9 protein-coding genes are annotated in these 11,797 nt (G+C 69.9%); 8 read left to right on the top strand and 1 reads right to left on the bottom strand.

What is annotated here, in order from left to right; genetic code table 11:
- The 6 genes from VF330_RS00255 to VF330_RS00230 form a co-directional block, all read left to right on the top strand.
- The coding region (locus VF330_RS00255; protein ID WP_330849392.1) for an ABC transporter ATP-binding protein at positions 1 to 616 on the top strand (616 nt) is incomplete at its 5' end.
- Between the two features lie 5 nt (positions 617 to 621).
- Positions 622 to 3,135 (top strand): ABC transporter permease, encoded by a 2,514-nt coding sequence (locus VF330_RS00250; protein ID WP_330849391.1) that lies wholly within the window; start codon positions 622 to 624, stop codon positions 3,133 to 3,135.
- Positions 3,136 to 3,686: 551 nt separating this feature from the next.
- A complete protein-coding gene (locus tag VF330_RS00245) occupies positions 3,687 to 4,952 on the top strand; it encodes an extracellular solute-binding protein (RefSeq protein WP_330849390.1) in 1,266 nt (421 codons plus the stop codon).
- 74 nt (positions 4,953 to 5,026) lie between these two features.
- Complete coding sequence (locus VF330_RS00240; RefSeq protein WP_414675307.1) at positions 5,027 to 5,926, top strand: carbohydrate ABC transporter permease; 900 nt, start codon at positions 5,027 to 5,029, stop codon at positions 5,924 to 5,926.
- A 4-nt stretch (positions 5,927 to 5,930) separates the two neighbouring features.
- Complete coding sequence (locus VF330_RS00235) at positions 5,931 to 6,755, top strand: carbohydrate ABC transporter permease (protein ID WP_330849389.1); 825 nt, start codon at positions 5,931 to 5,933, stop codon at positions 6,753 to 6,755.
- 39 nt (positions 6,756 to 6,794) lie between these two features.
- A complete protein-coding gene (locus VF330_RS00230) occupies positions 6,795 to 8,201 on the top strand; it encodes a GH1 family beta-glucosidase (RefSeq protein WP_330849388.1) in 1,407 nt (468 codons plus the stop codon).
- An 81-nt stretch (positions 8,202 to 8,282) separates the two neighbouring features.
- Here VF330_RS00230 and VF330_RS00225 read toward each other — a convergent pair whose 3' ends face one another.
- Positions 8,283 to 9,482, bottom strand: coding sequence for an esterase-like activity of phytase family protein (locus VF330_RS00225; protein ID WP_330849387.1), 1,200 nt, complete (start codon positions 9,480 to 9,482; stop codon positions 8,283 to 8,285).
- 72 nt (positions 9,483 to 9,554) lie between these two features.
- Here VF330_RS00225 and VF330_RS00220 point away from each other — a divergent pair, with 72 nt between their 5' ends.
- Both VF330_RS00220 and VF330_RS00215 read left to right on the top strand, forming a co-directional pair.
- Entirely contained in the window at positions 9,555 to 10,577 is a 1,023-nt protein-coding gene (locus tag VF330_RS00220) for a GNAT family N-acetyltransferase (RefSeq protein ID WP_330849386.1), read from the top strand.
- 81 nt (positions 10,578 to 10,658) lie between these two features.
- Complete coding sequence (locus VF330_RS00215) at positions 10,659 to 11,678, top strand: LacI family DNA-binding transcriptional regulator (RefSeq protein WP_330849385.1); 1,020 nt, start codon at positions 10,659 to 10,661, stop codon at positions 11,676 to 11,678.
- Positions 11,679 to 11,797: the final 119 nt, after the last annotated feature.

Below are 11,797 nucleotides of genomic sequence, written 5' to 3'. Positions count from 1 at the left end.
CGCGATCATGGGCCCGTCCGGTTCCGGCAAGTCCACGCTGATGCACTGCCTGGCGGGACTGGACACCGTGGACAGCGGGTCCATCCACATCGGACAGACCGAGATCACGAAGCTGGGCGACAAGGACCTGACGAAGCTGCGCCGCGACCGCGTCGGCTTCGTGTTCCAGGCGTTCAACCTGCTGCCGACGCTGACCGCGGAGCAGAACATCCTGCTGGGCCTGGAACTTGCCGGGTGCAAGCCCGACCGGCAGTGGTTCGACACCATCGTCAACGTCCTCGGGCTGCGGGACCGGTTGTCGCACCGGCCGACGGAGCTGTCCGGTGGCCAGCAGCAGCGCGTGGCCTGCGCCCGCGCCCTGGTCGCCCGCCCCGAGGTCGTCTTCGCCGACGAACCGACCGGCAACCTCGACTCCCGCAGCGGCGCCGAGGTGCTGGACTTCCTGCGCGTGTCGGTCCGCAAGCTCGGCCAGACCGTGATCATGGTGACGCACGACCCGGTGGCCGCCAGCTACGCCGACCGCGTCGTGCTTTTGGCTGACGGCCGGCTCGCGGGCGAGATCCACCAGCCCACCACCGAGTCCGTCGTGAACGCCCTCACGCACCTGGGGGCGTGAGGTAGATGCTCAAGACCATCCTCGCGGGTCTGCGGGCCCGCACGGCGCGGCTGGTGCTGTCCAGCATCGCCATCGCGCTCGGCGTCGCGTTCGTCACCGGCACGCTCGTGCTCGGTGACGCCGTCGAGGCCCAGACCAGGGACAACTTCGCCCGCAGCGCCCGCAACGTCGACGCCGCCGTGCACCTGGACGAGAACAACCGCGACGCGCAGGAGACCGGCATCCCCGCCGACCTCCTGGGCAGGATCCGCTCCACGCAGGGCGTCGAGGGCGCCGACTCCCGCGAGTTCGGGAGCGCGGCCCTGCTCGGCGGCGACGGCAAGGCGCGCAACGCGTTGGTGCAGCCGCTGCCGACGACCGAGAAGCTGCGCGACTTCGACCTCCAGGACGGCCGGTTCCCCGGCAGGGCGGACGAGGTCGCGGTCGACACCAAGACCGCGCAGATCGCCAAGGTCAAGGTCGGTGACCGGCTCAAGCTGCTCGACAAGGACAACGCCGAGCACGCGTACACGATCGTCGGCACCTACAAGCAGGGCACGAGCAGCATCTCCATGTCCGGCAGCGACCACGTCATCGTGTCGCCGGAAGGCATGCGCACGCTGATCCCGGACCAGCGCATCTACGAGATCGTCGCGGTCGCCGGACCCGGTGTGTCGCAGCAGCAGCTCGTGGACAAGATCAAGGCCGTCGTCGGCTCCGGCTACCAGGTGCAAACCGGCGAGCAGCTCACCAAGGCGACGCTGGAGCAGGTCGGTGACGCCGCCGGCGAGATCAGGTCCTTTCTGCTCGCGTTCGCCGCGATCTCGCTCGTCGTCGCGGGCATGGTCATCTACAACACCTTCACGATCCTCGTCGCCCAGCGCACGAAGGAGCTCGCGCTGCTGCGCTGCGTCGGCGCGGAACGCGGCCAGGTGTTCCGCAGCGTGCTCGCCGAAGCGGTCTTCATGGGGCTCGCGGCGTCCGTGCTGGGCATCCTCGGCGGGTTCGGCGTCTCGGCCGCCCTGCAGGTCCTGGTCGGCTCGGTCGGCGGCGGTGGCGGCGACGTCGAGATCCGCCTGCCGCTCTCGTGGCTGACGATCGCCGCCGGCTTCGGCGTCGGTGTCGTCGTGACGGTGCTGTCGGCCGTGCTGCCCGCCCGCCGCGCCACCCGCGTCGCCCCCGTGGCGGCCCTGCGTTCGCAGCCGGACAGCCACGACGACGTCGCCCGCACCGGCAAGGTCCGCATCGTCGTCGCCGCGCTGGTCGCCGCGATCGGTGTCGCGGCCGTCGTCCTCGGCATGAAGCAGGAGGAAGAGGCCGCGCTGTTCATCACCGGCGGCGGCACCATGGTCCTGCTGCTCGCGGTCCTGCTCCTCGGCCCGCTGTACGTGGGTCCGGTCAACCGCCTGTTCGGCAAGGCGCTGCGCGGCGTCCCGTCGAAGCTGGCCTCGGCCAACGCGGGCCGCAACCCCAAGCGCACCGCCGCCACGACCGCGGCGTTGATGATCGGCGTGACCATCGTGGCGATGGTGACCGTCGTCGCCGGCAGCGCCCGCGAGACGATGAACCAGAAGGTCGACGACCGCTTCCCGGCCGACTACGAGGTCAGCTCCAGCGTCTACAGCCAGCCGCTGACCCAGAAGTTCGCCGACGAGCTCGCGAAGGTCCGCAACGTCGCGAAGATCGCGCCGGAGCTCACCGCGTCCACCGAGTCGCCGCAGCTCGAGTACGCCTACGTCACCGGCTACCCGGCCGACGCGATCGGCTCGCTGGTCCGCGCCGAGACCACCAACGGCCCGTTGGGGACGTTGAAGGACGACGAGATCGCGATGCGCGAGAAGGACGCCATCCGCGCGGGCCTGTCCGTCGGCTCCACCGTGCAGCTCGGCGGCAAGGGCTTCAAGGTCGTCGCGCTGGTCAAGGACAACACCTACGGCACCGGCATCGTGACGCTGCCCGCGGCCACCGCGCTGTCCAAGGAACCGCCGAAGGGCTACGAGAAGCTGCTGGTCAAGCTCGCGCCGGGCACCGACGTCGCCACAGCGCGCGCCGACCTCGACCGCGTCATCTCCACCTCCCCGGTCGCGGTGCTCAACTCCGCCGCCGAGACCAAGGCGGAGCTGAACGGCCAGCTCGACCAGATCCTGCTGTTCATCTGGGCCCTGGTGGGCCTGGCGCTGGTCATCGCCCTGTTCGGCATCGCGAACACGCTGACGCTCTCGGTGCTCGAACGCACCCGTGAGTCGGCTCTGCTGCGGGCCCTCGGCCTCACCCGCGGACAACTGCGGCAGATGCTGGTCGTCGAGTCGATCCTGATGGCGCTGATCGGCGCGGTCGTGGGGGTGCTGCTCGGGGCCGGGTTCGGCTGGCTGCTCGTCGAGGCGCTGTCGAACTCCGAGCTCAAGGTCAGCTTCTCGGTTCCGGTCGTGCAGATCGGGGTGATGCTCGGGCTGGCCGTGGTCGCGGCCGTGGTGGCTGCGGTGCTGCCGGCTCGGCGGGCGGCCCGGAGCTCGGTGGTGGCCGGGATGGCCGAGGCGTAGGAGACGCCCCGCCCGGCCCCGCTGTCGGGGCGGGCCGGCGGGTTGGGGCGCGCGGAACAGGGGCCGCGCGGCCGGGGGATCGGTGGAGGTCCGGTGCTTTGGCGCCGGGCCTCCGCTGTGTGTTCGGCGGGCGGTGTCCGGGTTCCGGCGAGGTCGGCCTCGCGCCACACAGCCGTCCCGACGCGCGTTCGGACTGACCGGCCTCGCCCACCTGGGTGAATCGCGGGCCATACCCGCCTCCCGCGCGCCCGAACCCGAAACCGTCGAAAAATCTTCGGGCCCGCGCGTCACGATTCGACGACCAGCCCCTCTACCTGGGGTGAGGGACGACCGGAGCGAGGGCCCGGTCGTCCCTCTTCGCGGTATTGGGCGAACCGGTCGAGACGGTCGCGGGGGCGTTCGCCGATTCGGTGCAGGTTTTTGTTGCCCGCCTCCACAAAGTTACGGAACGATGTCGACCGCTTGACACCCGCGCCTCGCCAGTTGAGTGTGAGAGCGCTCTCACCACAGTTAGCTGCGCCACACCGGCGTCGTCGAGGAGGACGGAACGGATGGACAGAAGGCTGGTCGGCAGCGTGGCTGCGACCCTCACGATGGTTCTGGCCGCGGGGTGCGGCGGGGGTTCAGCGGCCGACGGCAAGGTCGAGCTGTCGCTGGGCCTCTTCTCCGACTTCGGGTACGACAAGCTCATCGAGGAGTACCAGGCCTCGCACTCGAACATCAAGATCGAGCAGCGCAAGGTCAAGATGGAGCAGCACAACACGCAGCTCGCGACCCAGCTCGCGGGTGGACGTGGTGCGGCGGACATCGTCGCCCTCGAGGAAGGCGTGATCTCGCAGTTCCGCGCCTCCAAGGACAAGTTCGTCAACCTGTCCGAGTACGGGGCGAAGGACCTGAAGGACCAGTGGGCCGGGTGGAAGTGGAACCAGGGCACCGCTGACAACGGCGAGTTCGTGCTGGGGCTCGGCACGGACATGGGCAGCCTCGGGCTGTGCTACCGCAGCGACCTGTTCGCGGCGGCCGGCCTGCCCACGGACCGGACCGAGGTCGCGAAGCTGTGGCCCACGTGGGCCGACTACGCGAAGGTCGCGGACCAGTTCACGGCCAAGACGCCGAACGTGAAGTTCGTCGACACCGGTCGCAACGTCTACAAGGCCATCCTCGACCAGACCGAGGAGGGCTACTTCTCCGCGAAGGACGACTCGTACATCGCGGAGAAGAACGACAAGGTCAAGACCGCGTTCGAGACGGCGGCGGCGCTGGGCACCAAGCAGCAGACCGGTGCGCTCGAGCCGTTCAGCCAGGACTGGAACGTCGCCCTGAAGCAGGGTTCGTTCGCCACCACCACCTGCCCGGCCTGGGCTCTCGCGCTGATCAAGGCGGGTGCCGGCGACGCGGCGGCCGGGAAGTGGGACGTGACGACGGCGCCCGGTGGCGGCGGCAACTGGGGTGGCTCGTTCCTCGCCATCCCGAAGCAGGGCAAGCACCCCAAGGAGGCCTACGAGCTGGCCAAGTGGCTGACGGCCCCCGAGCAGCAGAAGCGGATCTTCAAGGAGACCGGCAACCTGCCGAGCCAGCCCAAGGTCTACCAGGACGCCGAGGTGCAAGCCACGGTCAACGAGTACTTCAACAAGGCGCCGGTGGGCCAGATCTTCGCGACCTCGGCGGAGTCGCTGAAGCCGACCTACCGCGGCACGAAGGACTCGAAGGTCGGACCGGTGTTCGGCACGGCGCTCACCCGCGTCGAGCAGGGCAAGCAGTCCGCGGCTGACGCGTGGACGCAGGCCCTGAAGGAAGCAGCGGACGCCGCCAAGTGACGGTGACGCGCCAGGAGACCGAGGCGGCCCCGGCCGCCTCGGTTTCGCCTTCCACCGAGCCGAAGCGCTTCCGGCTGAGCAACTGGGACGCCAGGTACACGCCGTACCTGATCATCGCGCCGTTCTTCCTGGTGTTCGGGGTCTTCGGGCTCTACCCGCTGCTCTACACGGCGTGGGTGTCACTGCACGACTGGCAGCTCATCGACGGCGACCAGGGGTTCGTCGGCCTCGACAACTACGTGAAGCTGTTCGCCGACGGCAACTTCTGGAACGCGCTGTTCAACACGCTCAGCCTGTTCGTGCTGTCGACGGTGCCCCAGCTGCTCGCCGCGCTCGGGCTCGCGGCGCTGCTGGACCGGGGTCTGCGCGGCAGGGCGTTCTGGCGGGCGGGCGTGCTGCTGCCCAACGTCATCTCCGTCGCCGCGGTCGCGCTGGTGTTCGCGCAGTTCTTCGGCCGCGACTTCGGCATCGTCAACTTCCTGCTGGGCCTCGTCGGGATCGACCCGATCGACTGGCGCGCGGAGACGTGGGCGTCGCACCTCGCCATCTCCACGATGGTCATGTGGCGCTGGACCGGCTACAACGCGCTGCTGTACCTGGCGGCCATGCAGTCGGTGCCGAAGGACATGTACGAGTCGGCCACTTTGGACGGTGCCTCGCGCTGGCGGATCTTCTGGTCCATCACCGTGCCGTCGATCCGCCCGACGATCCTGTTCACCGTCGTCACCTCGACGATCGGTGGGCTCCAGCTGTTCGTCGAGCCCGCGCTGTTCGACCCCGCGTTCGCCACCAGCAACTCGACCGGTGGCTCGGACCGGCAGTTCCAGACGCTGGTGCTCTACATGTACGAGAAGGGCTTCCGGTTGTTCGACGCCGGCTACGCGGCCACCGTCGCGTGGATGCTGTTCCTGGTCGTCCTGCTGGTCGCGATCGTCAACTTCACGCTGACGCGGCGCATCGCGGGCAAGGAGTGATCGCATGAAGAACGCGAAGGCAGGACCGCTGCTCTACGGGTTCCTGGTCGCCGTGCTCGCCGCGTCGATCTTCCCGCTGTACTACTCGTTCATCGTGGCGTCGAAGGACAACTCGGTCCTCGGCGAGAAGACCCCGCCGCTGGTCCCCGGCGGCAACCTGGTCGAGAACGTCACGCGCGTCTTCGACACCGTCGACTTCTGGCTCGCCATGCAGAACTCGTTCGTCGTGGCGGCCACCGTGGCGATCTCGAACGTCGTGCTGGGCTCGCTCGCCGGGTTCGCGTTCGCGCGGCTGCGGTTCAAGGGGCGCGACTCGCTGTTCCTCGTCGTGCTCGGGACCGCGATGGTGCCGACGCAGCTCGGCGTGATCCCGCTGTACATGCTGATGTCCGACCTCGACTGGTACGGGACGCTCCAGGCGGTCATCGTGCCGGTGCTGATCGGGTCGTTCTCGGTGTTCTGGATGCGCCAGGCGTGCGAGGAGACCGTGCCGTACGAGCTGATCGAGGCGGCGCGCGTCGACGGGTGCTCGGTGTTCAGGACGTTCTGGCACGTCGGGTTCCCCGCGGTGCGGTCGCAGGCCGCGGTGCTCGGCATGTTCACGTTCATGACCGCGTGGAACGACTTCTTCTGGCCGCTGATCGTGCTGGACCCCAACGACAGCCCGACGGTGCAGGTGGCGCTGTCGACGCTGGCCAGCGGCTACTACACCGACTACTCGCTGATGCTCGCCGGCGCCTCGCTCGCGGTGCTGCCGGTGATCGCGATCTTCGTCCTGCTGTCCCGCCAGATCGTCGGCGGCATCATGCAGGGCGCAGTCAAGGGATGAGTCCCGGCAGGGACCAAGCCACAACAAGGATGTGAATGCATGACGACCGACTCGGACGTCGAGGTCGGGCGGGAGGTGCTGACCTTCCCGCCGGACTTCCTCTGGGGAGCGGCGACCGCGGCGTTCCAGATCGAGGGTTCGACCACTGTGGACGGTCGTGGCGCCTCGATCTGGGACACGTTCGCCGCGACGCCGGGCAAGGTCCTCGCCGGCGACACCGGTGACCCCGCCTGCGACCACTACCGGCGGTACGCGGCCGACGTGGACCTGATGTCCTCGCTCGGGCTGGCCGCCTACCGGTTCTCGGTCGCGTGGCCCCGGATCCAGCCCAGCGGCAGCGGGCAGGTCGAGGAGCGCGGGCTCGCGTTCTACGACCGGCTCGTGGACTCGTTGCTGGAGAGGGACATCCAGCCGCTCGTCACGCTGTACCACTGGGACCTGCCGCAGGTGCTCGAGGACTTCGGCGGCTGGCGCAACCGCGACACCGCCTACCGGTTCGCCGAGTACGCGGCCATCGTGCACGAACGGCTGGGCGACCGGGTGCAGGCCTGGACGACCCTGAACGAGCCGTGGGTGTCGGCGTTCCTGGGCTACGGCAACGGGATCCACGCCCCCGGCATCGCCGACCCGGCGGCGTCGCTGGAGGCCGCCCACCACCTGCTGCTCGCCCACGGCCTCGCCACGCAGGCGTTGCGCGCGCAGGCACCCGAGTCGCACCGGCTGTCGATCGTGCTCAACTTCAGCACGATCTACGGCGACGACGCCGAGGCGGTCCGCAAGGTCGACGGGCTCCAGAACCGCGTCCTGCTCGACCCGGTCCTCGGCCGCGGCTACCCGCTCGACGTCCTGCACGACACAGCGTGGCTGGGCGACTGGACGAACGTGGTGCGCGACGGGGACATGGAGACCATCGCCACCCCGGTCGACTGGATCGGCGTGAACTACTACAACCCCACCCGCGTCGCCCCCGCCGACCCGGACTTCGTGCCGGCCGGGCCGCACGCGGGCCTGCGCGGTGTGGCGTTGCAGCCGCCGCAGGGCGAGGTCACCGGCTTCGGCTGGGAGCAGAACGCCGACGCGTTCACGGAGCTGCTGGTCCGGCTGTCCCGCGACACCGACGGCATCCCGCTCGTGGTCACGGAGAACGGGTCCGCGTTCCCGGACACCGTGGACGAGACGGGCCGGGTGGCCGACACCCAGCGGACGAAGTACCTGCTCGACCACGTCCGCGCGGTGCACCGGGCGATCTCCGAGGGCGCCGACGTCCGCGGCTACCTCGCGTGGTCGCTGCTCGACAACTTCGAGTGGGCCGCCGGGTACTCGCAGCGGTTCGGGATCGTGCACGTCGACTTCGAGACGCAGCAGCGCACGGTGAAGGAGAGCGCCGTCGCGCTGTCGCGGATCATCGGGCAGAACGGCCTGCCCGCCCAGGGGTACACCGTCTAGCCACCTCTGTTCAGCCCAAGAGCGCTCCCACCGCCGGACATTCCCGTCCACGGGTGGGAGCGCTCTCGTGTTTCTGACCGACTACCGGCGGCGCAGCACGCGCGGGTCGGCGTGCAGGTTCTCGGCCAGCCGGATGGTGATGAACTCGTTGTCGTCCGGCTTGCCCGGCGTACGGCCCGAAGACGACGGGAAGTTGTTGTCGTTGAGGATCGCGATCGTGCGGTCGTCGAGGATCGTGACGTCCTCGATCGTCGTGAACGGGAAGCGGAACGGGTCCGCCTGGCCGCCGACGTGCTTCGGGTTCGCGAGGTTGAGCAGGTCCGCGACCAGCGTCTTGTCGAGCTTGCCGTCGCGGTCGCGGTCGCGCTTGTCGGCCAGGTAGACGCGCTTGACCTGGGCGTCGGCCCCCTGGGCGCCGTCGCGTTCGATGACCAGCAACCGGTTCGCGTCCACGGCGATGGCGTCACCGATGGCGAAGCCCGGGTTCTCCAGCCGGTAGAGCCACTTCCTGCCGGTGTAGCGGTTCCCGGCGACGTCGAACTCGTTGAGGCGCAACGTGCCCGGCTCGTCGCCGGCGACCGTGCCCTCCAGCAGGGCGTTGAGCGTCCTGCCGTCGGGGGAGAGCGTGAGACCTTCGAAACCCTTGCTGCCGGGCAGGTTCGCGCCGCCCTCGGGGTTCTCCGGAGCGCGCACGCCCGGCAGCGGCACCGGCGCGGCGAGCAGGCGCCCGGCGCGGTCGAAGTGCAGCAGGTACGGGCCGAACTCGTCGCCGACCCAGTAGGTGCCGTCCGCACCGCGGGTGAACGACTCGACGTCGAGGTCCGCGCCCGTCAGCACGCGGTCGGCGCGCGTCAGCGGGGCCGTGATGTGCGCGTTCGGGTCGGTCAGCGTGATGCCGCCGAGGACGTCGACCCGGCCGGTGCGGAAGTCCGGCGCGACGCGGTGGATGCGCAGGTTGAAGTCCGCGCTGTTGGCCTTCGTGCCGTAGCCGTTGTCGGACAACACGTCGTAGGTGCCGTCGCTGTTGCGCAGCACCCCGCTGAAGCCCTGGACGGGCTGGTCGGCGAACGGCGGCGTGACGCCGTTGACCGGGGCCGTGCCGAGGGCGGACCCGCTGGGCTCGCTGCCGGGCACGAACGTCTCCGCCGGGAGGGAGGCGAAGTTCGTCAGCGTCGCCTGCTTCTGCGCCCCGGGACGGGCCGCCTCGGGAGCGGCGGCGGTGGGCGTGGCCAGCGCGGTGACGGTGAGCAGGGTGAGGCCCGCGGCCAGAGATCTCCTCATGGCGCGACCCTATTTCGATCGTTTTACCCGTGGTTCGCCTCGCGGCAACAACTTCGATGAACTCTTGGTGTCATGACGACGACCTGGCGCATGCGCTTCGAACTCAGCGACAGCCCCGGCGCGCTCGCACGCGTCACGGTCCGGCTGGCCTCGGCCGACTGCAACGTCCTCGCGCTGCACGTGATCCCCGTCCCCGGCGGCGTGCTCGACGAGATCGTCGTGCGGGCCGGTGAGGGCGTGCTGCCCGCCGACCTCGTCGAAGCCGTCCGCAGCGAGGGCGCCAAGTGCGTCGGGATCACCAGCGCCGACCTGCGCGACCTGGTGGACGAGCCCACGGCGGCGTTGCGCGCCGCCAGGACCGCCCTCACCGATCCCGACCGGACGGCCGAGGCGCTGCGCCGGGTGCTGGCCGCGGACGCGGTGACCCGCGGCGAGGCGGGCGAGGGCCAGGTCCAGCTGGGAGAGTGGGCGGCGCGGCGCGGCTGGTCCAGGTTCACCCAGGTCGAGCTAGCACGGGCCCAGGCGCTGCTCGACCTCGTCGACGCCCCGGCACCCGCGCTGCGCGGCGCGTTGAGCGACGACGGCGCGGCCCTGGTCCTGCGGCCCGGCACCGGCTCCGACGAGGACGCGGTCGCGGACCTGCACTCCCGCTGTTCCATGAGGACGTTGTTCAACCGCTACCACTCGGGCATGCGCACCCTGCCCCGCCGCTGGCTGCACCGCCTGCTCAGCCCGCCGCGCGGCACCACGGTCCTCGCCCAGTGCGCCGACCAGGTCGTGGCGCTCGGCCAGCTCATCCAGACCGGCACCCCCGAGTCGGCCGAGATCTCCCTGCTGGTCGAGGACGCCTGGCAGCACCGCGGCGTGGGCACCGCCCTGCTCGGCGCGCTGGCCACCGACGCCCGCGCCGCCGGGTACTCGGAGCTGGTGGCGTGGTGCCTGCCGACGGAGACCGCGCTCGTGCGCACCGCCGCCCGTGCCGGCCTGGAGGCCACGACACGCCGGGAGGACGGCTTGCTCCGCGTTTCCATCACGCCGCGCGGGCGTGCTCCGAAGGCGTCGGGCGCAGCGGTGATAGCCGAAAAAACTCGGTGAACAGCGCGGAAACCCTCCTGGGAGATCCTTTGGGGCTAAGCTGCTTAGCGGATCAAAGGTTTTCATCGAGGAGTGGTGCTCGTGTCCATCCACGCGCGTCCGACGTTGGAAGACGTTGCCGCGAGGGCTGGGGTCTCCCGCGCCACGGCGTCACGAGTGCTGAACGCGTCCCCGCGCGTCAGTCCCGAAGCGCTGGAGGCGGTCAACGCAGCCGTGACGGCGCTGGGCTACCAGCCGAACCGCGCCGCGCGGGCGCTGGTCACCCGCCGCACCGGCGCCGTGGCCGTGCTGTTCTCCGAGCCCGAGCCCAAGATCTTCGATGACCCGCACTTCGCCCGTCTGATCCGTGCCGGCGCGCGTGCGCTGGCCGACGTCGACGTGCAGATGGTGCTGATGCTCGTGCACTCGCACGACGACCAGATGCGCGCGCACCGGTTCCTGGCGGGCGGGCACGTCGACGGTGCGCTGGTGTTCGCGCCGCACCGGAACGACGAGCTCGTCTCCATCGTGAAGAAGCTGCCGCTGCCGGTGGTCTACGCCGGCAAGCCCTGGGGGTCGTTGCGGGGGATGCACCTCGTCGACAACGACAACGAGGGCGGCGCCGTCCTCGCCACCGAGCACCTGAAGTCGCTCGGGCGGCGGAAGATCGTGCACGTCTCCGGACCGGTCGACGAGCTGTCGGCCATCGATCGGATGAACGGGTTCAAGTCCGCTCTGGGGCTGGACGACCGTGCCGCTGCTCGGCTGATGGAGGACGGCGGGTTCACCCGGGAGGGTGGGCGCAAGGCCATGTCCGCTCTGCTCGGGCGGGTTCCCGGGCTGGATGCCGTGTTCGTCGCTTCCGACCTGATGGCTGCCGGTGCTTTGGAGTCGTTGCAGGAGGCTGGGCGGCGGGTTCCCGAGGATGTCGCCGTGGTCGGGTTCGACGACCATGTCGCGATCGCTGAGCACACTTCGCCGCCGTTGACCTCTGTTCGGCAGGACTCCGATGAGCAGGTCAAGCACATGGTGGAGCACCTGGTGAAGTTGCTTCGGGATGAGACTGTGAAGTCCAAGAAGCAGATGTTGCCTACCGTGTTGGTTCGGCGGGAGTCTGCTTGAGGGGTCTTGGGTTTCTTGGGGGCTCCGCCCCCAAACCCCCGGCACTCCCAAAGGAGCCTCTCCGGCGCCGTTCGTGGGTTGATGGCACGCCTGTTTCGTTGGGCGGCTTGCTGTTGCGT

It is taken from the genome of Lentzea sp. (assembly GCF_036380075.1).
In the GTDB taxonomy this organism is placed as follows: domain Bacteria; phylum Actinomycetota; class Actinomycetes; order Mycobacteriales; family Pseudonocardiaceae; genus Lentzea.
This window is presented reverse-complemented; position numbering and strand designations above follow the sequence as displayed.

What these genes read in the sequence shown, in the direction of transcription:
- VF330_RS00230 (WP_330849388.1), top strand. Translation starts at nt 6,795, where the DNA reads ATGACGACCGACTCGGACGTCGAGGTCGGGCGGGAGGTGCTGACCTTC.
- VF330_RS00245 (WP_330849390.1), top strand. Translation starts at nt 3,687, where the DNA reads ATGGACAGAAGGCTGGTCGGCAGCGTGGCTGCGACCCTCACGATGGTT.
- VF330_RS00250 (WP_330849391.1), top strand. Translation starts at nt 622, where the DNA reads ATGCTCAAGACCATCCTCGCGGGTCTGCGGGCCCGCACGGCGCGGCTG.
- VF330_RS00235 (WP_330849389.1), top strand. Translation starts at nt 5,931, where the DNA reads ATGAAGAACGCGAAGGCAGGACCGCTGCTCTACGGGTTCCTGGTCGCC.
- VF330_RS00225 (WP_330849387.1), bottom strand. Translation starts at nt 9,482, where the DNA reads ATGAGGAGATCTCTGGCCGCGGGCCTCACCCTGCTCACCGTCACCGCG.
- VF330_RS00220 (WP_330849386.1), top strand. Translation starts at nt 9,555, where the DNA reads ATGACGACGACCTGGCGCATGCGCTTCGAACTCAGCGACAGCCCCGGC.